The sequence below is a fragment of the Nonomuraea sp. NPDC003754 genome, from assembly GCF_053605785.1.
The window spans coordinates 12,457-32,336 of the sequence record NZ_JBSGJX010000044.1 but is presented as its reverse complement, the minus strand read 5'-3'; the positions used below and the strand labels follow the sequence as shown (position 1 = coordinate 32,336).

Here is a 19,880-nt window from a genome sequence, read left to right as displayed (position 1 = left end):
TCACCTGTGACGGGGCTGATTGATGAGGTAGTACATCGCGTGTTCACCCCGGTGTCCAGACTTGACATGAAAAATCTGTAACCGTGCGTGGCTGATTCAAGACGGCGGCCCGCGAAGCGCCCGAATCCCCGCTCCCGCCCACGTATCCGGTCGGCTTCGGTACGCCGGCAACCATCCCCTGCCTCGACTTATTGCGAAAAATCCCACTTTGGAAAGGCTTGCGTAAACTTGCGGCAAGCCCTTTCATATGAAGTGGTCCCGTCGCGTTGGCGGGACCTGCTTGTTGTCGGTTCGCGGGGGACATCACATGACCCACTCGTCGGCACCGGCCCGCTGGTGGCGGGACGCGGTGATCTACCAGGTGTACGTGCGCAGCTTCGCCGACGGCGACGGTGACGGCGTCGGCGACCTGATGGGCGTGCGCGACCGCCTCGGCTACCTCGCCGACCTCGGCGTCGACGCCGTCTGGCTGACGCCCTTCTACTCGTCGCCGATGGCCGACTTCGGCTACGACGTGGCCGACTACCGCGACGTCGACCCGCTGTTCGGCACGCTGGCCGACGCCAAGGCGCTCATCGACGAGGCGCACGGCCTGGGCATCAGGGTGATCGTCGACATCGTGCCCAACCACACCTCCTCCGCCCACCCCTGGTTCCAGGAGGCGCTGCGCGGCGTCAACCGCGACCGCTACATCTTCCGCGACCAGCCCAACGACTGGGAGTCGATCTTCGGCGGCCCCGCGTGGACCCAGGTCGAGGACGGCCAGTGGTACCTGCACCTGTTCGACTCCTCGCAGCCGGACCTCAACTGGGACCACCCCGAGGTCCGCGCGGAGTTCGAGTCGATCCTGCGCTTCTGGCTCGACCTGGGCGTCGACGGCTTCCGCGTCGACGTCGCCCACGGCATGGTCAAGCCCGAGGGGCTGCCCGACATCGGCCACGCCGACCAGGTCCGCCTCATCGGCAACGACGTCGTGCCGTACTTCGACAACGACGCCGTGCACGACATCCACCGCGCCTGGCGCAGGATCCTCGACTCCTACCCCGGCGAGCGCATCGGCGTGGCCGAGGCGTGGGCGCCCACGCCGGCCAGGCTCGCCCGCTATGTCCGCGAGGACGAGCTGCACCAGGCCTTCAACTTCCACTACCTCAACGCCCGGTGGGACGCCGACGCGCTGCGCGAGGTCATCACCGAGTCGCTGCAGACCGCCGACTCCGTCGGCGCCCCGTCCACGTGGGTGCTGTCCAACCACGACGTCAAGCGGCACGTCACCCGCTTCGGCGGCCTCGGCAGGGCGCGCGCCGCCGCGCTCCTCATGCTCGCGCTGCCCGGCTCGGCCTACGTCTACAACGGCGAGGAGCTCGGCCTGCCCGAGGTGCTCGACCTGCCCCCCGAGGTGTGCCTGGACCCCCAGCGGCTGCGCGACCCCGACAGCGGCCGCGACGGCTGCCGGGTGCCGCTGCCGTGGACCGCCGCCGACGGGTACGGCTGGCGCGACCCGTGGCTGCCGATCCCCGCCGACTGGGCGCACATGTCGGTCGAGGCCCAGGCCGACGATCCCGGCTCGATGCTGTCGCTGTACCGGCAGGCGCTGCGGCTGCGCCGTACCGTGGCGGGGGAGCTGCGCTGGCACGACTCGCCCGCCGGCACGCTCGTCTTCAGCCGGGACGACGGCTTCGTCTGCACGGTCAACCTGACCGGACAGGAGATCGGATACCCGGTCGACGGCACGCCGATCCTGTCCAGTGGCCCCCTCGGGCAGGGACGTCTGGCTCCCGATTCCACCACGTGGTGGCGGGCAAAGGTTGCGTAAAGTGTCCATCATGAACGGTCACGCCCGTCTCGCCGACATCGCCGCCCAGGCAGGGGTGAGCGAAGCCACGGTCAGCCGGGTGCTCAACGGCAAGCCAGGCGTCTCCTCGGCGACCCGCCAGGCCGTCATGACCGCGCTCGACCTCATGGGGTACGAGCGCCCGCCGCGGCTGCGCCAGCGCAGCAACGGGCTCATCGGGCTGGTCACGCCCGAGCTGGACAACCCGATCTTCCCGGCTTTCGCGCAAGCCATCGAGAAGGCGCTCACCCACCACGGCTACACGCCCGTGCTGTGCACCCAGCTGCCCGGCGGCGCGCCCGAGGACGAGTTCACCGAGCTGCTGGTCGACAGAGGGGTCAGCGGCATCGTCTTCGTCTCGGGGTTGCACGCCGACACCACCGCCCGCATGGACCGCTACACCAGGCTGACCGACCGCGGGCTGCCGATCGTGCTGGTCGACGGCTACAACGAGAACATCGACGCGCCCTTCATCTCGCCCGACGACCGGCTGGCCTCGCGCCTGGCCGTCCAGCACCTGGTCGACCTCGGCCACGAGCGCATCGGCCTGGCGCTGGGGCCGCGCAGGTTCGTCCCGGTGATCAGGAAGATCGAGGGCTACCGGCAGGCGATGGCGCAGCTGCTGGGCGCCGACGACGTCGACGACCTGATCGCCCACTCGCTGTTCTCGGTCGAGGGCGGGCAGGCCGCCGCGGCCCAGCTGCTGGCCAAGGGCTGCACCGGCATCGTGTGCGCCAGCGACCTGATGGCGCTGGGCGCGATCAGGGCCTGCCGGGAGCGGGGCAGGTCGGTGCCGGGCGAGGTCTCCGTGGTCGGCTTCGACGACTCGCCGCTGATCGCCTTCACCGACCCGCCGCTGACCACCGTCCGCAAGCCGATCGGGGCGATGGCCTCGGCGGCGGTGCAGACGCTGCTGGAAGAGGTCAACGGGACCCCTGGGCGGCACCTCGAGCTGATCTTCCAGCCCGAGCTGGTGGTGCGCGGCTCGACGGGCTCGGGGCCGCTCGTCAACCGCTGATCCTCGTCATCGGCCGGCCCTGAGGCGAGGCCGGCCAGTCCCTGGAGGGGTGCGAGATGTACGACGTGCTGGTCATCGGCGGCGCGGGGGTCGACACCACCGCCTACGTGCCCGAGCTGCCCCTGCCGTACGCCGACACCTACGCGGTGCCGCCGGTCGTCGACCGCATCGGCAACACCGGCTCGGGCGTCGCGCTCGGCTGCGCCGCGCTGGGACTGCGGACCAGGTTCGCCGACCTGATCGGCGACGACCCCCAGGGCAGGCTGATCAGGGAGCACCTGGCTGCCAGGGGCGTCGACTTCGCGTGGGCGCCGTCGGCCGCGGGCACCAGGCGCAGCATCCTGCTCGTCGGCCCGGACGGCCGCAGGACCTCGCTGTTCGATCCGCGCGGGGTGCCGGGCGAGCGGCTGCCGCGCGAGCTGTACCTGCGCCCGGCCCGCCACGTGCACGTCTCGATCACCGACTTCTCCCGCCACGTCTACGCCGACTTCCCCGACGTGCCCACCTCCACCGACCTGCACGACTGGGACGGTGTCTCCGACTACCACAAGGACTTCGCCTACCGCTCCGACCTGGTCTTCCTGTCGGCCACCGCGCTGGCCGACCCGCCCGCGACCATGCGCCACATCAGGCGGCACGGCCGCGCCCACACCGTCGTCTGCACCGACGGCGCGCGGGGCTGCCTCGTGCTGAGCGGCGACGGCGAGGTGACGGCCTTGCCCGCCGTGCCCCTGCCCGCGCCGATCGCCGACTCCAACGGCGCGGGCGACGCGTTCGTCTCCGGCTTCCTGTACGGCCTGCTGCGCGGCGAGCCGGTGGCCACGTGCGCGCGCCTGGGTACCATCGCGGGCGCCCACGCGTGCGTCTCCGAGGGCACGCACGAGGACCCGATCACCGAGGCCGCGCTGCTGGCCCGCGCGGCTACTGCCTAGTGCATCTGGTGGGCCGCACGACCAGCACGACCCGCCGCTCGGCGTCGCCCACGGGCGCCTCGTAGTCCAGCCCGTAGCGCCTGGCCAGCACGTCGAAGAACACCCCTTCCGGATCGGGGTCGATGCGCTCCACCACGCCGCGCACCTCCAGGTAGCGGTACGGCGCGTCGGGGTCGTTGATCGACAGGGCGACAGAGGGGCGCTCGGCCGCGTTCCTGCCCTTGCGCCGGTCCGTGGTGGTGGTGAAGCGGAGGAACTCCCCGTCCCAGATCGTCCACACCGGCGTCACCTGGGGTGTCCCGTCCGGCATCAACGTCGCCAGGTGGGCGAACAGCGGCCGGGTCAGCAGATCGAGATGGCTGTCTGGAATAACGCTCATGGCCCGGCACACTATCAAAGCTTTGATAGATGTCCATGCTTGTATAGTTTGGCCATGCGCATGCCCGCGGAGGAGCGACTCGGTCTCGACGTGAAGCGGGCCGAGCACCTGCTGATGGCGGCCAAGCACGCCGCCGTGAAGCAGGCCGGCCTGACGGTGCCGCAGTACGCGGCCCTGCTCGTGCTGGCCGACGCGCCGGGCATCTCCAACGCGGCCCTGGCCAGGCAGTGCCTGGTGACCCCGCAGGCCTCCAGCGTCGTGGTCAGGAACCTCATGGAGCGCGGGCTCGTCGAGCGCCGCCCGCACCCCTGGCACCGGCAGATGCTCGAGACCCACCTCACCGAGGAGGGCAGGCGCGCGCTCGAGACGGCGGACGCCGCCGCCGTGGCGATCGAGCGGAAGATCGCCGACGCCTTCACGCCGCGGGAGCGCGACCAGCTCCGCGACCTGCTCGCCCGCTTCGGGCAGGCGCTGTCGCGGCCCGACGCCCCGTCAGATCCGCAATGACGTCGCACGATTTCCTCCCTGTGATGCAAGGTCGCTACGATCGCTCGGCGTGTCCTCTCAGCGCCGTCGTCCCGACTCCCCGCCGCAGGCCGTGTTCGTCGACCAGAGCGGCCGCCGCAGGCGGCTGGTCATGGCAGGGTCCATCGCCGCGAGCACGCTGGCGTTCGTGCTGCTCGCCGTCGTCCTCGGCGGCATGTTCACCGGCACGACGCTGTCGGTGAGCGGCTGGCCGGGTGACGGCTCACCGGCGAAGGGCACGGCTTCGCCCACGCGGTCCAGGAGCGCGTCGCCGTCGGCAACGCCGACCGCGTCACGCACCCCGCCCGTGTTCAGGCCCACACCCGCCTCCAGCGCCACGCGGCAGGCCCCGCCGTCACGCGCACCCCGCGCCACGCCGAGCGCCCGGGCGATTCCACCCGCGGACAGCGCCGAAACCCCCGAGGCGCCCACCCGGGCCCCGAGCGCCGAGCCGGACCCGGTCACCGACCCTCCCGCCACCGCCGAGCCGACCGGCGAGCTGCCGCCGGGTCTGGACGGCAAGACGCCGCCGGGCCACGACCCCGACAGGCCGAAGGGGCCGAAGGGATGACGCTTCCCACCGACCGGAACCCGCCCGCCGACGGCCACCCGCCCGCCCAGGGGCGGCCGCCCGCCGAACGCCGGCCGCTCGCCGCCTGGCAGTCGCTCGACGGACACCGGCCGCCCGCCGTGCCGCAGCCGCCCGCTGCCGGTCCGATCACCGCGCCGCTCCCGCGGACGAAGGCGGCCGACCCACGCGGCCACTGGTTCCTGCTGGCCGTCGGCATGCTGCTGCTCGCCTGCGCGCTGGCGCTGAACGGCTACGTGACCAACGTCGCGGGGGAGACCCAGGCGCCCGCGCCGGCGACCGACGAGTCCACCCCGGAGCTCGACAAGCTGCGCGGGGGCGGACCCGTGCTCAACCTCACGGCCGGAACGGTCGCCAGCGCCGCGCCGGCCGCCAGGAAGGTGGCGCTGACCTTCGACGACGGACCCGATCCCCGGTGGACGCCGCTCGTGCTCGACGTGCTGCGCCGGCACGGCGCCAAGGCGACCTTCTTCACCGTCGGCTCGAAGGTCGCCCAGTACCCGGAGCTGGCGCGGCGGATCGTCGCCGAGGGACACGAGATCGGCAACCACACCTACGCCCACGCCGACCTGACGAACGTGCCGGAATGGCGGCTGCGGCTCGAACTGTCCCTGACGCAGAAGGCGCTGGCCGGGGCGACGGGGCAGCACACCACGCTGGCCCGCCCGCCGTACTCGTCGACCCCCGCCGCCGTCACCCTGCCGCAGTGGCGGAGCCTGCGCGCCGTCGCCGCCGAGGGCTACCTGATCGCGCTGACCGACCTGGACACCAAGGACTGGAGCCGGGTGACGGCGGACAGCATCGCCAAGAGCGCGCTGCCCGCCAGAGGACGCGGCGCGATCGTCATGATGCACGACTCCGGCGGTGACCGGAGCCGGACGGTCCAGGGCCTGGAGACGGCGCTGAAGGAGCTCGACCGCCGGGGATACCGAGCGGTCACCGTGACCGCCGCCCTCGGCATGCCGTCCGCGCACCAACCGGCCGGACCGGTCGAGCGCTTCACCGGCTGGGCGCTCGCCCTGGCGCAGCGCGCCTCCGGCGCCTTCACCGGCGCGCTGGCGTGGGTCCTGGTCGCGGCAGGCGTGCTCACCCTGGCCAGGCTCCTCCTCTTCGCGGTGCTGGCCTGGGTGCACGCGCGCCGCAACCGGGGCGGCAGGCGCCGCAGAGGCCGGGCGCGCTGGGACACGCCGCCGCCGGTGACCGTGATCGTGCCCGCCTACAACGAGGAGGCCGGCATCAGGGCGACCATCATGTCGCTCGTCCGCACCTCCTACGAGGGTCCGCTCGAGGTGATCGTGGTCGACGACGGCTCCACCGACGCCACCGCCGACCTGGCCATGTCGCTCGGCCTGCCCAACGTCAGGGTGCTGCGCCAGTCCAACGGCGGCAAGCCCGCCGCGCTCAACACCGGCATCGCGCACGCCGCCCACGAGGTGCTGGTCATGGTCGACGGTGACACGGTCTTCGAGCCCGACACCATCGGCCATCTGGTGCGCCAGCTCGCCGATCCCGAGGTCGGCGCCGTCAGCGGCAACACCAAGGTCGGCAACCGGCGGGGCATGATCGGGCGCTGGCAGCACATCGAGTACGTCATCGGCTTCAACCTCGACCGACGCGCCTTCGAGCTGCTCGACTGCATGGCGACGGTGCCCGGCGCGATCGGGGCCTTCCGCCGGTCCGCCCTGGTCGCGCTCGGCGGCGTCAGCGTCGACACCCTCGCCGAGGACACCGACCTGACGATGGCGCTGTGCAGGGCGGGCTGGCGGGTGGTCTACGAGGAGAAGGCGCTGGCATGGACCGAGGCGCCGACCTCGCTGGGCCAGCTCTGGAAGCAGCGCTACCGGTGGTGCTACGGCACCCTCCAGGCGATGTGGAAACACCGGCGCGCGGTGATCGAACCAGGCCCGTTCGGGCGCCGCTGCCTGGGCTACCTGACCCTGTTCCAGGTGGTGCTCCCGTTGCTGGCGCCGGTCGTCGACCTCATGGCCCTCTACAACACCGCCGTCGGCGATCCGCTGCCCGTCGTCGCGGTGTGGGCCGCGTTCGTCGTCGTGCAGGCGCTCACCGGCTGGTACGCGTTGCGGCTGGACGGCGAGCGGGCCTCCGCCCTGTGGGTGCTGCCCCTGCAGCAGTTCGTCTACCGGCAGCTGATGTACCTCGTGGTGATCCAGTCGGTGGCCACCGCGATCCTCGGGGTACGGCTGCGCTGGCACACGGTGCGCCGGCAGGGCACCTTCGGCGAGACGCTTCCGCAACAGGCCGGCTGACTGACCGGCGCCCCGGCCGAGCGGCACCCCGGCCCCGCCTTGAGCCGTCGCGCGGCTCACCGGGGGCGCCCCTGCTCCGCCTTGAGCTGTCGCGCGGCTCGGCTGAGCGGCAGTTTGACGCCGCAGGTCAGTCGAGCGGCACTCTGACGCCGCGGCTCAGCCCCGAGTCGTGCAGCTCGACCTCGGCCGGGTCGGCCGCCTTCGGCAGCTCGAACACCAGCCCGCCGGTGAACGACTCGCCAGGCCCGATCCTGATCGGCTGGATCTGCTCGCCCGCCTTGTCCAGCAGCGTGGTCGCGCCGTGCGAGACGGCGTCGTCGTCGAGCAGCTTCTGCTGGCCGGGGTAGAGCACCCGGCCCTCCTGGCCGATGTTGCTCACCTTCAGCGTGACCTTGCACCGCCGAACCGCCGCCGACCTGGCCGCCTTCGCGCACGTGTGGCCGGCCACGGTGAAGCGCAGCTTGCCGTCCTGCACCGGCCCCTCCGCCCCGATGGCGGGCGGCTTGAAGATCCACGCGATGAGCGCGATCAGCAGCAGCGCCAGCCCCACGACGACGGCCGCCGCCACCAGGCAACCGGTGAGCACTCCGCCCCTGCGCGCCTGCGGGCGCGGCAGCGGCCCCTGCCCCGTCGTGTGGTACGGCGGGCGCGGCCCCTGTCCCGTGCCGTGGTAGGCCGCCAGGGAGCCGGGCCCGGTCGTCTCGGCGGGATTGGCGCCGTGCGGGATCGGGCCGCGCCGCGTCGGCGGGATGGTCGTCTCCGCCGGCGGCACCGGCGGCACCGGCGACCCGGCTCGCCGATGGTCGACGGGCGGCCCGGACCGGCGGTCATCGACAGGTGGCCCAGGCGGCCCGGGCGGACCAGGTGGCCCGGACCGGCGGTCATCGACGGGCGGCCCAGGTGGCCCGGGCGGCCCGGGCCGGCGGTCATCGAGAGGTGGCCCGGACGGACCAGGCGGACCGGGCGGCACCGGTGCTCCGGGTCGCCGGTCGTCGACGGGCGGCCCCGGCGGACGGAGCCGCGGATCGTCGCCCTGCGGCGCGGGCGGCCGCGGCTGCCGTTCCGGACCGGCCGGGTGCGGAGCGCGGGCGTGCGGGCCTTGCGGAGACCTGCCGCCCGGTGGCACGCCCGCCCCGGGCGGGGGCGCCCAGCCGGGCGGCGGCTGGTGCACGCCGACATCGGCCGGGTTCCACGAGTTCGTCAGGTGCCGGGTGGCGGCCAGTTGCGCCCCCGCCACGTCGGGCGCCCCCACCAGCTCCAGCAGCAGGTCCCTGGCCTGCGGACGGCGCGCCGGATCGGGGTGGATGGCGGCGGCCACCAGCCGGTCGAGCGGCGCGGGCAGCCCCCGCAGGTCGGGGGGAGCGGTGCGGGCACGCGCCGCCATCACGTAGGCGTCGCCCGAGCCGAACGGGTGCCCGCCCAGACCCGCGTAGGCGATCAGCGAGCCCCAGGCGAACACGTCGGCCGCCGGGCTGGTGCGGCCCTCGAAGACCTGCTCGGGGGCGATCCACCCGGGTGTGCCCATGACCAGGCCGACGTTGGTGTGCCGGGAACCCATCTGGGTGGAACGCGCCAGACCGAAGTCGATCACCCGGGGACCGGCGAGCGTCAGCATCACGTTGGCGGGCTTGAGATCGCGGTGGACGAGACCGGCGGCGTGGATCGCGGTGAGCGCCGCGGCGACGCCGACCGCCGCCGAGTGCAGCACCGACGGCGACAGCGCCCCGTGCTGGATGAGATGGTCCTCCAGCGAGACGCCGTCGATGTACTCGGTGACGAGATAGAGCAGCCCGTCGTCGTCGCCGTGGTCGAGCACGCGCGCCGTGCAGAAGGAGGCCACGCGCCTGGCGTTGGACACCTCTTCGTGGAAGCGCGCCCGGTAGACGGGGTCGGCGGCGAAGTCGCGCCTGATCGCCTTGACCGCGACCTTGGCCCCGTCGGGCGCCTGCGCGAAGTAGACCGTGCCCATGCCGCCCGAGCCCAGGCGGCTCTCGAGCCGGTAGGGCCCGATCGAGACCGGGTCGTCAGAGGTCAGCGGCGATCCCACCGTCGCTGCCCCCTCGCCTTCGTGCTCCCGTCCCAACCGACCGTCCTTCGCCCGGCATGACCGTATTCACCCGGAACTCTAACCGAGAACGGCCTGCGAGGGGCTCGACTGCGCCTCAGCCGTCTCGTCGGCGGGCCGCCGGCCGCCCATCCCCCAGCCCTCCACCTGGAAGTGCGCGGTCTGCGACCCGGGCTCGACCGCCTGGCCGCAGGACGCGCACGTCACCACCGCCTCGAGCGGCGCGCCGCACGCGTGGTCGAAGACCACCGGCGGCGTGCCGGTGAGGTGCCTGTCGCCCCACTGGCGCAGCAGGTGCAGCACGCCCTGCAGTTCGAGGCCCGCGGCCGTGGGCCGGTACTCGTGCCTGAGCGGCCGCCGGCTGTAGGCGACCTTCTCCAGCACGCCGGCCTCGACCAGCCTGCGCAGCCTGGCCGCCAGGATGTCGCGGGGCGCCCCGATGTTGCGCACCATCGCCTCGAAGCGGCGCACCCCGAAGAACACCTCTCGCAGCACCAGCAGGGAGTACTTCTCGCCCACGACGGCGAGTGCGTCCGCGATCGAGCAGGGGCGGGCTTCGGCCATGACCTCAGCCTACTGCGTTGGATATCCGGACCGACCTGGCTTTCCCTCCGCAGGGGGAGCGCGCCGCCTCTGGGGAGGGAGGCGGGGCGGGCCTCTCCCTCGACACCCTGGGCGCATGAACGTGTTGATGGTGTGGGCCTGCGTGTACGCGGCCGTCCAGGTGGGCTGGGTCGTGACGGGAACATCGGTGGGGTGGGTGGGGCCGCTGAGCTCTTCGCCCGCGCTCCAGCTGGCGGCGGCGGGTCTGGCCGTCGCCGCGGCCTGGGCGGGACGAGTGGCACGGGTGGCCGGGATAGCGGGGGTGGCCGGGCGCGGCGGCGTGGTGGTGGCGGCGACGCTGTGGGTGGCCGTCGCCGTCTTCGCGGCGGGCACGGCGGGCGCGCCGATGATCTTCGTCACGTTGATGTCGTTCGCCGGGGTGGACAGCGTGCCCGGCCTGGTGCAGGTGGCGCTGCACGCGGTGGGCGTCGTCCTGCTGCTCGGGGCGGCGGTGCCGGCCACGAGGCGGCTGCGCGGGCGCTGCCCGAGGTGCGGCGGCCGCCACGCGGGCGAGGGGCGGCCGACCCGCCCCGAGCCGACACGCGCGTCCACGCGGACGCGCGTGACGGTCTACGCGCTGACGTGCGGGCTGCTGCCGTGGGCGGGGGTCAAGACGATCTGGCTGCTGGGCGGCGACGCGCTCGGCGTGTCCGGCGCGGCCTGGCAGCGGCTGATGGCGGTGCAGGGCGAGGGCCTGGCGGCGGCTCTGGCGTCGGTGGGCGTCGACCTCACCGTGGTGGCCGCGCTGCTCGGCGTCCTGCTGCTGACCGGCCTGATGTACCGGTGGGGCCAGGTGTTCCCGCGCTGGACGCTGCCGCTGGCCGGACGGCGGGTGCCGCGCCTGCTGCCGCTGATCCCCGCGTGGCTGACCGCCGGCACCCTGACGGTGTACGGCGTGCTGCTCCTGGCCTACACCGCGCTCGCCGTGGCCGGCGTCGTGCCCGGGATGCGGGCCACCCCGCCCTTCAGCGTCGCGGGCATCACCTGGATGACGCTGTTCGGCGGTCTGGCCTTCGCCGGCCTCGGCATCGGCCTCGTCGTGGCCGCCCTGTCCTACCAGAGCCGCTCACGCCCGTTCTGCGTGCCGGCCGAGATCTGATCGGGTACGCCGGACACCGCCGGACACCGCCGCCGCCCCGGGGACGGCCTCCCGCTCACCGAGGTGAGCCGGAGCGACGCGGCCGTCACCCCTTCTCCATGAGCGTGAACGCCCCCCTGGCCAGCGCGACCAGCTCGGACCCCACGTTGCCCTCGTCGAGCGGCGCGGCGGGGTCGGAGGCCATGGCCGTGACGAAGAACGTCCGTCCGTCCCTGGTCCTGGCCGAGAAGCCGAGGTCGAGGAGTCCCGACTCCGATCCACCCTTGAACCACACCGACCGCCACGTCTTCGGGTCGAGGCCGAGCCCGGCGTCGTTCTGGGTCATGACCTCCTCGACCCGCCGGTCCTTCAACCCGCGCAGCCTGGCGTGGGCGGCGCAGACGTCGGCGGGCGAGCCGAACCACTCGATGGTGTCCAGCTCGCGCGGCTGGAGCCAGGCCTTGACGGCGCTGAGCGGCACCTTGGCGACCACCTCGGCCAGGTACTTCTCGCGCTGCTTCGTCCCGAGCGACAGGTACCGCCTGGCATGGGCGGGATAGTCGGCGCCCTTCAGCACGAACATCTCGCGCGTGGTGAGGAAGGGGACGTCGCGCGACCGGGTGGTCTCGACCGCCTTCCTGCCCACCCGGTGGATGAGCAGGTCGGCGGCGGTGTTGTCGCTGATGGCGATCATCAGCTTGGCCGCCTCCAGCACCGAGACCTCGCTGTTGTCCGGCCGGGTCTGCAGCTCGCCGCTCGGCAGGCTCTTCAGCTCGGGCCGGATGACGAGCGTGCTGTTCCAGTCGGGGATCTTCCTGGCGACGGCCTGCAGGACGTACAGCTTGAACATCGAGCCGAGCGGCCGGGCCGTACGGGGGGCGAGGCCGCGCACCGGGCGGCAGGAGCCGTCCCTGGTGATCTCGGCGGCCATGAACCCCATCCTGGCCGCCGCCTTGCGGGCGCGCCGGTCGATCTCCTTCCAGCTCGCCGGGGTCGGTTTCGGCGTGATGGGGTTCATCAGGCGCGCCATGGCGATCCTGCCGGACGCGTCGACCGACAGCTCCATCCACTGCTTCCTGCCTCCCGCCGTCACCTCCGCGAGGATCGCGGCCGGCTCGGCCTGGAGAATCCTGTCCAGACGCAGGTCCCCGATGGTGGCGAAGTACTCGTTGAGCTGGGCGGGCGGCAGCAGGCGCAGCATCTCCTCGGTGAAGTGCTCGGTGAGCTGGTCTTCCGGGATCGGCGCGTCCGGCACGGCCGCGAGCAGCCAGCGCAGCTGCCTGCCCGCCGGGGTGTCGGGGATGGGGACGTCGAGCCCGGCCACAGCCCCGGAAGCGGGCACGGCGGCGCGCACGGGGACGGCGGCGGCCGGCACGGCGGTGGCGGCGCCCGCCGCCAGGAGGAGTGACGAGGTGGTCAGTGCGACGGCGACGGTTCTCATGCCGTCCAGCCAACCGATCGGGGCGGTGGAAACCCACCAGGCCCGCCTCACCATCAGGTGTGCGGACAACCTCATAGACGCCGCCGGGCCGGCTGGTGACGATGGGTGCCTATGCGTTCGAGGCTGACTGCCGGGCTCCTCGCGGCGATCGCGGCCGCGGGGATCATCACGGGCAGCTTGGTGGAGACGGGGTTGCCGGTTCCGCTCTCCCAATGGCTCTTCATCGCCATCGCCCTGCCCTTCCCGGCGCTGGGCTGGCTGCTGGCCGTCCGGCGGCCCCTCGTCCCGTACGGCTGGCTGCTGCTGACCACGGCGGTGTGCCTGGGCCTCGGCGCCCTCGCCGCCGGCGCCGCGTTCGGACTGGCGCCCGCGATGGGCTGGGCCGCCGTGCCAGGCGCGATGCTGTTCGCCGTCTACTACGGGCTCAACTCGATCTTCATTCCGCTGCTGTTCCCCGAGGGGCGGCCGCCGTCCAGGCGCTGGCGGCCGGTCGCCTGGCTGGGGGCCGCCGCGATCGCCGTCCACGCGGGCGGCCTCGCGCTCCTCGGCCCCCTGCCGTGGCGGGAGGACGCGCCGCCCCCTGTCGCCGCGGCCATGACGGCACTCGGGCAGTCGGTCGCGTGGCTGGTCGCCCTGATCGTGCTGGTGGGGCTGGTCGTGCGCTGGCGGCGCAGCGGGCAGGCCGAACGCGGGCAGTACGCCTGGATGGTCGCCGGCGCCTCGGCCAACCTGGCGGCCTTCGTCGCGCTCACCGTCTTCCTGATCGGCGGGCACATCGGATGGGGCGTCGCAGGGCTGGCCGTCGGCATCGGCTCGCTGCCCGCGGCGGTGGCCGTCGCCATCGCCCGGCACCGGCTTCTCGACATCAGGATCGGCATCCGCGGCTCCCGGCTGCTCCTGGTCTTCGACATGCGGCCCACGGTCGGCGAGGTGCTGTCCAGCCTCGGCTCCGCCCTCGACGACAGCCCCGAACCGGTGGAGCTGCTCGGCAGGCTGGCCGCGGCCGTGCGCACGGCGCTGAACACCACCTGGGCGGCGGTACGGCTGGCCGACGGCACCCGCGTCGTGGCCGGGAACGAGGAAGACCCGGCGGCCCTGGTCGTCCCCGTCAGGGGCGGGCTCGGGCAGCTGGAGTGCGGCCCGCGCGACCATGGCGGGCTCACCGCGGAGGACCGCCGCCTCGTCGAGGCGCTCGCCGTCCCGGCGGGCCTCGCCATCCAGAGCGAACGGCTGGCCGCGCGCCTGGTCAACGCCCAGGAGGCCGAACGGCGGCGCATCGAGCGCAACATCCACGACGGTGTCCAGCAGCAGCTCGTCGCCCTCATCGCGGGCCTGGAGCTGGCCAGGGCCACCGGCGGCGGTCCGCAGCTGCTCGCCGAGCTGCGCGAGCAGGCCCGCCAGACGCTCGCCGACCTGCGCGAGCTGGCCGCCGGCATCCACCCGTCCGCGCTCGGCCAGGGCGGTCTCGTCGAGGCCGTCGAGGAGCGCTGCGCCAGGCTGCCCGTGCCCACCAAGGTGAGCGCCGGTGAGGGCATGCGCGCGGCCCGCTTCCCCGACGAGGTCGAGGGCGCGATGTACTTCACCGTCAGCGAGGCGGTGGCCAACGCGCTCAAGCACGCCCGTGCCACGAGGATAGAGGTGCGGCTGGCCCGCGAGGACGGCCGCCTGCACGCCACCGTCGCCGACGACGGCGGCGGTTTCGACCCGGAGGCGACGGCCAGGAGGGGCCTGGCCACCCTGTCGGACCGGCTCGACGCCCTCGGCGGCAGGCTCGAGGTCACCAGCGAGAAGGGGAAGGGGACGCGCATGGCGGCGTGGGTGCCGGTCGATGGCTGACCCGATCAGGACAGTCGTGGCCGACGACCACTACCTGGTGCGGGAGGGCACCAGGCGGCTGCTGGAGCTGTCGGGCGAGGTCGTCGTCGTGGGCGCCGTCGGCACCGCCGGCGAGCTGGTCGACGCGGTCCGCCGGCTCGGCCCCGACGTGGTCGTGACCGACATCAGGATGCCGGGCGGCGACTGGCGGGAGGGCCTGGAGGGCATCGACGCCGCCCACCGTGTCCACGCCGACCACCCGGGCCTCGGCGTGGTGGTGCTGTCGCAGTACTCCGACGCGCTGTTCGCCTTCGAGCTGTTCAAGCACGGCACCGAGGGGTTCGCCTACCTGCTGAAGGACCGGGTGGGCGACCTGGAGGAGCTGCTCGGCGCGATCAGGGCCGTGGCCGCGGGCGGCTCGGTCATCGACCCCAAGGTGGTGGAGGGGCTGCTGGCCCGCAGGGACGTGCGGCAGGGGCAGGAGGAGCTGACGCCGCGCGAGCGCGACGTGCTGCGCGAGATGGCCCGCGGGCGGTCGAACGGCGGCATCGCGCGCGCACTGCACCTGTCGATCTCGTCGGTGGAGAAGAACGTCAACGCCATCTTCACCAAGCTGGGGCTGGAGAACAGCGCCGACGTCCACCGCCGTGTCGCCGCCGTTCTCGCCTACCTCGGCCCCTGACCTGCTACTTCTTCAGCGCCGGTTGGGAGAAGGTCTCGGGGATGTCGAGCGAGCTCCACCGCGCCACCGGCCACATGATCACGAAGGCTCTGCCCAGCACGTTGTCCACCGAGATCGTGCCGCCGCCGGGGTCGCCGATGTGGCCCCGCGAGTCGTAGGAGACGGACCTGTGGTCGCCCATGACCCAGAGCCTGCCCTCCGGCACCGTGACCTTGAACTCCTTCTCCGACGGCGCGTCACCCGGATACAGGTAGCTCGACTCGTCGAGCGGCACCCCGTTGACCGTGACGCGTCCCTTGGAGTCGCAGCACTCGACCGTGTCGCCCTCGACGCCGATGACGCGCTTGATGTAGTCCTTCTCGCCCGGCACCAGCCCGAACAGCTCGCCCACCCAGTGCAGCGCGCCGGTCACCGGGTTGCTCGGCTCCTCGGTCACCACCTCGGGATCCCAGGAGTCCTCGCCGTTGAAGACGATGACGTCTCCGCGTTCGATCTCGCGCGTGTGGTAGACGAGCTTGTTCACCAGCACTCTGTCGTTGATCAGCAGGGTGTTCTCCATCGACTCCGAGGGGATGTAGAACGGCTGCACGATGAAGGTCTTGATGAGCAAGGCGAGGCCGAGCGCCACAACGATGAGGATCGGCAACTCCTTCCATGAGGAGCCCTTCTTCTTGCTCTTGCCGTCATCGGCGCGGCGTTGCGCGTCTTTGGCCGTCACGTCCACCTCGTCCCCCCCGAAAGGCGCCTTCGGCGCCGCGGTTGCTGGCTCCATCCTCACTGATGGGACAGCTCAGCTTCCTGATCTCTCGCCCAACAGTCAATTCGTATCCTCTCGCGTCCCGCGTCAAGCGGACATACAGGCCGCTGAATCATGAGCCAATGCTCAGGGACCGGAGAAAAGGCATGGGAAAGGCCCGTGGGCGCGGGTTCGCCCCCACGGGCCCGTTCCATGAGCTCGGCGCCGGGTCACGGCTCACCCATGGCCGCGGCGGGCGAGGGAGGTTGTCCCGCCGGCGAGTCTGCGGTTGTCCGCTCTGCGGTTGTCGGCTCGGTGGCCGTCGGCTGGGAGGCTGACGGGTCCGCGCTCGGCCGCGCCGTTCAGCGCAGCGCCGCCGCCTCGGCGGCGAGCTTCTCCACGCGCCCCCAGTCGCCGGCGGCCAGCGCGTCGGCCGGGGTGAGCCAGGTGCCCCCGACGCAGCCGACGTTCGGCAGCGCCAGGTAGTCGCGGGCGGTCTGCGGCCTGATCCCGCCCGTCGGGCAGAACCTGACGTCGGGCAGCGGCCCGGCCAGCGACTTCAGGTACGGCAGGCCGCCCGCGGCCTCGGCAGGGAAGAACTTGAGCTCCCGGATCCCGCGCTCGGCCAGCGCCATCGCCTCCGAAGCGGTCGCCGCGCCCGGCAGGAAGGGTATCCCGGCGGCGCCGAGGGCGTCCACCAGCGCCGGCGTCGTGCCGGGCGAGACCAGGAACTTCGCGCCTGCCTCCACCGAGGCCGTGACGTCGGCGGGCGTCCTGACCGTGCCGGCGCCGATCACCGCGTCGGGGACCTCGGCCGCGATGCGCGCGATCGCCTCGAGGGCGGCGGCCGTGCGCAGCGTCACCTCGATGACCGGCAGCCCGCCCGCCACCAGGGCACGCGCCATCGGCACGGCGGTCTCCGCGTCGTCGACGACGACGACGGGGATCACGGGGGCCAGGTCGAGCAGACTCATGGGACGAGCTCCTTCAGCGATTGCTGCGCCAGCCAGGCGGCGGCGCCGACGAGCGCCGGCTGCGGCGCGACGATCAGGGTGGTGGCGATGGCGGACAGGTAGTCGACCAGGTGCGGCGTGGCCTCGAACCGGCGGCGGAAGTCGCTGGCGCGAACCCTGTCCACGATACGGGGCAGCACGCCGCCGCCGAGGTAGACCCCGCCCCTCGCGCCGAGCGTGAGAGCGACGTTTCCGGCGAAGCTGCCCAGCATCCCGCAGAACACCTCGACGGTCTCCGCGCACAGCGAGTCGTCGAGGCGGGCGACGATGTCGGAGGCGCCCAGGCGGGGGGCCCGCACGCCGTTCACCACGGCGAGCGCGCCGTGCAGGCGGGTCAGGCCGGGGCCCGACAGCAGGTGCTCGGCCACCACGTGCGCCATGCCGCTCGCGCGCAGCACGCGGACGATCTCCAGCTCGCGGTCGTCGAGGATGGGCACGGTGACGTGGCCGCCCTCGCCGGGGACCGGCACCCAGCCGCGATCGGCGGGCACCAGCCCGGCCACGCCGAGCCCGGTGCCGGGGCCGAGGACGGCCTTGACGCCGTCCGCCGGCGCCGGGACGCCCAGCGAGGCCAGGTCGTCGCCGGCCAGATGCGGCAGCGACACCGCCAGCGCCTCGAAGTCGTTCAGCAGCGTGGCGTACGGCAGGCCGAGGTCGCGCACCGAGCCCGCCCATGGCAGGTTGGTCAGGCGGTAGGTGTCACCGTCGATCGGGCCCGCCACCGCCAGGCACGCGGCTCCCGGCCGCACTCCGCCCGCGTGGTCGGCGAGGTATGCGGCTACGGCGTCGGGAAGCGTGGCATGGTCGGCCCCGGCCAGCACGGCGACCTCGGTGGGCGCGCCGCCGTGCTCGGTGACCAGGCCGAACCTGGCGTTGGTCCCGCCGATGTCGGCGACCAGCCAGGGCAGCTCGAACGTGCTCACCCGGCGCTCCCGGGCACGGCCGGGCCCGGCGGCGAGCACGCCGGTCGGGCGCCGGGCGGCCGGTGCGTGGTGGCGCCGATCACTGGGCGACCTCCGTGTGGGCGAACCCGGCGGGCGCCGCGAAGCCGATGCCGGGCCCGTGCGTGGCCGACTCGGCCCCGTTGACGCCGAAGAGGCCGGCCCCGTGCTCGGCGTGCCCCGTCATCCGGCGGAACGCCGAGAACAGCTCGCGCCCCGTGCCGACCCACTCGGCGTCGCTGAGCGCCCGCCCCTCCGGCGTGCGCCCCGACAGGTCGGCCAGCACGTCGAGGGTCCCGGCCGCCGAGTCGAGCCTGATCAGGTCACCGTCGCGGACCAGCGCGATGGGCCCGCCGTCGGCCGCCTCGGGCGACAGGTGGATCGCCGCCGGCACCTTGCCCGACGCGCCCGACATCCGGCCGTCGGTCACGATCGCCACCCGCTGCCCGCGGTCGAGCAGCACGGCCAGCGGCGGGGTCAGCTTGTGCAGCTCGGGCATGCCGTTCGCGCTCGGCCCCTGGTAGCGGATGACCGCCACGAAGTCCTGCCCGTCCAGTTCGCCCGCCTCGAAGGCGCGCAGCAGCTGCAGCTGGTCGTCGAAGACGCGCGCGGGCGCCTCGATCACCAGGTGCTCGGGCTTGACCGAGGAGACCTTGCTGACCGCGCAGCCCAGGTTGCCGTCGAGCATGTGGATGCCGCCGTCGGCCGAGAACGGCGCGGAGACGGGCCGCAGCACGTCGAGGTCGGCGCTGCCGGCGGTGACCTCCTCCCAGACCAGCGCGTCCTCCTTGAGGGCGGGAGCCGACCGGTAGTGGTCCAGGCCCCTGCCCGCGATCGTCAGCACGTCACCGTGCAGCAGGCCGTTGTCCAGCAGGTCGCCGATCAGGACCTGCATGCCGCCCGCGTCGCGGAAGTGGTTCACGTCGGCCTGGCCGTTGGGGTACATCTTGGTCAGCGAGGGCACGACCTTGGACAGCGCGGCCAGGTCGTCCCAGGTCAGCACGATGCCCGCGGCGGCCGCGATGGCGACCAGGTGCAGCGTGTGGTTGGTCGAGCCGCCGGTGGCCAGCAGCGCGACGCAGGCGTTGACGATCGCCTTCTCGTCGACGACCTCGCCCACGGGGGTGTACTCGGGGCCGTGGGCGGTGATCTCGACCGCCCGCGCGCCGGCCGCCTCGGTGAGGGCGTGCCGCAGCGGGGTGTGCGGGTTGACGAAGGTCGAGCCCGGCAGGTGCAGGCCCATGACCTCGACCATCACCTGGTTGGAGTTCGCGGTGCCGTAGAAGGTGCAGGTGCCGGGGGAGTGGTAGGACTTCGACTCCGCGTCCAGCAGCTCGTCCCTGCCGACCTTGCCCTCGGCGAACAGCTGGCGGGTGCGCGCCTTGACCTTGTTCGGCAGCCCCGATGTCATCGGCCCGGCGGGCACGAAGACGGCGGGCAGGTGGCCGAAGTGCAGGGCGCCGATCAGCAGGCCGGGCACGATCTTGTCGCAGACGCCCAGCATGAGGGAGGCGTCGAACATGTCGTGCGACAGCGCGATCGCCGTCGCCATCGCGATCACGTCGCGGCTGTAGAGGGACAGCTCCATGCCGGCGCGGCCCTGGGTGATGCCGTCGCACATGGCCGGCACGCCGCCGGCCACCTGCGCGACGCCGCCTGCCCTGCGCACGGCGGTCTTCAGCTCACCGGGGTAGGTCTCGTACGGCTGGTGCGCGCTCAGCATGTCGTTGTAGCTGGTCACGATCGCCACGCCGGGCTTGGCCGCCCCCCTCAGCAGGGGCTTGTCCTCCGGACCCGCGGCGGCGAAGCCGTGGGCCAGGTTCGCGCACCCGAGGTGGGCGCGGGCCGGCCCGCGCGAGCGGGCCAGCTCGCCCTCGCGCCTGACGCGCTCCAGATAGACGGTACGGCTGGCGAGGGAGCGCGCGGCCACCCGCTCGGTCACCTGCTGGATGATCGGATTCACTA

At 73.2% G+C, this 19,880-nt stretch carries 17 protein-coding genes; 9 read left to right on the top strand and 8 right to left on the bottom strand.

Translation table 11 applies throughout. The annotated features are described in order from the left end of the window. The first annotated feature begins 307 nt into the window (after nucleotides 1-307). From ACWEVS_RS37565 to ACWEVS_RS37555, 3 genes are read left to right on the top strand one after another with little or no spacing between them, the layout of a single operon-like run. Nucleotides 308-1,813, top strand: a complete 1,506-nt coding sequence (locus ACWEVS_RS37565; RefSeq protein ID WP_452555481.1) for a glycoside hydrolase family 13 protein — start codon at nucleotides 308-310, stop codon at nucleotides 1,811-1,813. Between the two features lie 10 nt (nucleotides 1,814-1,823). Further along, a complete protein-coding gene (locus ACWEVS_RS37560) occupies nucleotides 1,824-2,849 on the top strand; it encodes a LacI family DNA-binding transcriptional regulator (protein ID WP_354920639.1) in 1,026 nt (341 codons plus the stop codon). A 56-nt stretch (nucleotides 2,850-2,905) separates the two neighbouring features. Beyond that, nucleotides 2,906-3,781 carry an adenosine kinase gene (locus tag ACWEVS_RS37555; protein ID WP_452555479.1) on the top strand — a complete coding sequence of 292 codons (876 nt, stop codon included), beginning with the start codon at nucleotides 2,906-2,908 and terminating at the stop codon, nucleotides 3,779-3,781. On the opposite strand, the gene ACWEVS_RS37550 is transcribed toward ACWEVS_RS37555, so the two are convergent. Further along, the gene (locus ACWEVS_RS37550) at nucleotides 3,771-4,160 is read right to left on the bottom strand and encodes a PPOX class F420-dependent oxidoreductase (RefSeq protein WP_452555477.1); all 390 of its coding nucleotides are present in this window, start codon (nucleotides 4,158-4,160) and stop codon (nucleotides 3,771-3,773) included. The genes ACWEVS_RS37555 and ACWEVS_RS37550 overlap by 11 nt on opposite strands. A gap of 54 nt (nucleotides 4,161-4,214) precedes the next feature. Here ACWEVS_RS37550 and ACWEVS_RS37545 point away from each other — a divergent pair, with 54 nt between their 5' ends. Genes ACWEVS_RS37545 through ACWEVS_RS37535 form a run of 3 tightly spaced genes read left to right on the top strand, consistent with a single transcriptional unit; the run spans nucleotide 4,215 to nucleotide 7,541 of the window. Then, the gene (locus ACWEVS_RS37545; protein ID WP_449930872.1) at nucleotides 4,215-4,667 is read left to right on the top strand and encodes a MarR family winged helix-turn-helix transcriptional regulator; all 453 of its coding nucleotides are present in this window, start codon (nucleotides 4,215-4,217) and stop codon (nucleotides 4,665-4,667) included. Between the two features lie 49 nt (nucleotides 4,668-4,716). Further along, nucleotides 4,717-5,256 carry a hypothetical protein gene (locus ACWEVS_RS37540; RefSeq protein WP_452555475.1) on the top strand — a complete coding sequence of 180 codons (540 nt, stop codon included), beginning with the start codon at nucleotides 4,717-4,719 and terminating at the stop codon, nucleotides 5,254-5,256. Continuing rightward, entirely contained in the window at nucleotides 5,253-7,541 is a 2,289-nt protein-coding gene (locus ACWEVS_RS37535) for a bifunctional polysaccharide deacetylase/glycosyltransferase family 2 protein (protein WP_452555473.1), read from the top strand. The genes ACWEVS_RS37540 and ACWEVS_RS37535 overlap by 4 nt, the downstream gene beginning before the upstream one ends. A gap of 127 nt (nucleotides 7,542-7,668) precedes the next feature. Here the strand turns inward: ACWEVS_RS37535 and ACWEVS_RS37530 are convergent, their stop codons facing one another. Then, on the bottom strand, nucleotides 7,669-9,588 hold the full coding sequence (locus tag ACWEVS_RS37530; protein WP_452555471.1) for a protein kinase domain-containing protein: 1,920 nt from the start codon (nucleotides 9,586-9,588) through the stop codon (nucleotides 7,669-7,671). A gap of 78 nt (nucleotides 9,589-9,666) precedes the next feature. Then, complete coding sequence (locus ACWEVS_RS37525) at nucleotides 9,667-10,170, bottom strand: winged helix-turn-helix transcriptional regulator (protein ID WP_449930864.1); 504 nt, start codon at nucleotides 10,168-10,170, stop codon at nucleotides 9,667-9,669. A 115-nt stretch (nucleotides 10,171-10,285) separates the two neighbouring features. Between ACWEVS_RS37525 and ACWEVS_RS37520 the strand changes: the two genes are divergently transcribed. Next, complete coding sequence (locus tag ACWEVS_RS37520; RefSeq protein WP_452555469.1) at nucleotides 10,286-11,308, top strand: hypothetical protein; 1,023 nt, start codon at nucleotides 10,286-10,288, stop codon at nucleotides 11,306-11,308. A gap of 85 nt (nucleotides 11,309-11,393) precedes the next feature. Here the strand turns inward: ACWEVS_RS37520 and ACWEVS_RS37515 are convergent, their stop codons facing one another. After that, a complete protein-coding gene (locus ACWEVS_RS37515) occupies nucleotides 11,394-12,728 on the bottom strand; it encodes a serine hydrolase (RefSeq protein ID WP_452555467.1) in 1,335 nt (444 codons plus the stop codon). 111 nt (nucleotides 12,729-12,839) lie between these two features. Between ACWEVS_RS37515 and ACWEVS_RS37510 the strand changes: the two genes are divergently transcribed. Next, nucleotides 12,840-14,564 (top strand): ATP-binding protein, encoded by a 1,725-nt coding sequence (locus tag ACWEVS_RS37510; RefSeq protein ID WP_452555465.1) that lies wholly within the window; start codon nucleotides 12,840-12,842, stop codon nucleotides 14,562-14,564. After that, nucleotides 14,557-15,225, top strand: a complete 669-nt coding sequence (locus ACWEVS_RS37505; RefSeq protein ID WP_354920606.1) for a response regulator transcription factor — start codon at nucleotides 14,557-14,559, stop codon at nucleotides 15,223-15,225. Before ACWEVS_RS37510 ends, ACWEVS_RS37505 begins: the two co-directional genes overlap by 8 nt. 4 nt (nucleotides 15,226-15,229) lie before the next feature. On the opposite strand, the gene lepB is transcribed toward ACWEVS_RS37505, so the two are convergent. The 4 genes from lepB to edd form a co-directional block, all read right to left on the bottom strand. Then, a complete protein-coding gene (lepB, locus tag ACWEVS_RS37500; RefSeq protein WP_449930950.1) occupies nucleotides 15,230-15,949 on the bottom strand; it encodes a signal peptidase I in 720 nt (239 codons plus the stop codon). Nucleotides 15,950-16,323: 374 nt separating this feature from the next. After that, on the bottom strand, nucleotides 16,324-16,935 hold the full coding sequence (gene eda / locus ACWEVS_RS37495; protein WP_452419352.1) for a bifunctional 4-hydroxy-2-oxoglutarate aldolase/2-dehydro-3-deoxy-phosphogluconate aldolase: 612 nt from the start codon (nucleotides 16,933-16,935) through the stop codon (nucleotides 16,324-16,326). Next, nucleotides 16,932-17,897: a glucokinase gene (gene glk, locus ACWEVS_RS37490; protein ID WP_452555463.1), complete on the bottom strand. Its 966-nt coding sequence runs from the start codon at nucleotides 17,895-17,897 to the stop codon at nucleotides 16,932-16,934. Before glk ends, eda begins: the two co-directional genes overlap by 4 nt. Nucleotides 17,898-17,976: 79 nt before the next feature. After that, on the bottom strand, nucleotides 17,977-19,878 hold the full coding sequence (gene edd / locus ACWEVS_RS37485; protein ID WP_452555461.1) for a phosphogluconate dehydratase: 1,902 nt from the start codon (nucleotides 19,876-19,878) through the stop codon (nucleotides 17,977-17,979). Between the last annotated feature and the right edge of the window lie 2 nt (nucleotides 19,879-19,880).

Bases quoted from the DNA above. Each gene is read 5' to 3' on its own strand.
- ACWEVS_RS37525 (WP_449930864.1), bottom strand. From the start codon at position 10,170: ATGGCCGAAGCCCGCCCCTGCTCGATCGCGGACGCACTCGCCGTCGTG.
- ACWEVS_RS37515 (WP_452555467.1), bottom strand. From the start codon at position 12,728: ATGAGAACCGTCGCCGTCGCACTGACCACCTCGTCACTCCTCCTGGCG.
- ACWEVS_RS37510 (WP_452555465.1), top strand. From the start codon at position 12,840: ATGCGTTCGAGGCTGACTGCCGGGCTCCTCGCGGCGATCGCGGCCGCG.
- ACWEVS_RS37550 (WP_452555477.1), bottom strand. From the start codon at position 4,160: ATGAGCGTTATTCCAGACAGCCATCTCGATCTGCTGACCCGGCCGCTG.
- eda (WP_452419352.1), bottom strand. From the start codon at position 16,935: ATGAGTCTGCTCGACCTGGCCCCCGTGATCCCCGTCGTCGTCGTCGAC.
- ACWEVS_RS37565 (WP_452555481.1), top strand. From the start codon at position 308: ATGACCCACTCGTCGGCACCGGCCCGCTGGTGGCGGGACGCGGTGATC.
- ACWEVS_RS37560 (WP_354920639.1), top strand. From the start codon at position 1,824: ATGAACGGTCACGCCCGTCTCGCCGACATCGCCGCCCAGGCAGGGGTG.
- ACWEVS_RS37555 (WP_452555479.1), top strand. From the start codon at position 2,906: ATGTACGACGTGCTGGTCATCGGCGGCGCGGGGGTCGACACCACCGCC.
- ACWEVS_RS37545 (WP_449930872.1), top strand. From the start codon at position 4,215: ATGCGCATGCCCGCGGAGGAGCGACTCGGTCTCGACGTGAAGCGGGCC.
- ACWEVS_RS37505 (WP_354920606.1), top strand. From the start codon at position 14,557: ATGGCTGACCCGATCAGGACAGTCGTGGCCGACGACCACTACCTGGTG.
- ACWEVS_RS37520 (WP_452555469.1), top strand. From the start codon at position 10,286: ATGAACGTGTTGATGGTGTGGGCCTGCGTGTACGCGGCCGTCCAGGTG.
- ACWEVS_RS37535 (WP_452555473.1), top strand. From the start codon at position 5,253: ATGACGCTTCCCACCGACCGGAACCCGCCCGCCGACGGCCACCCGCCC.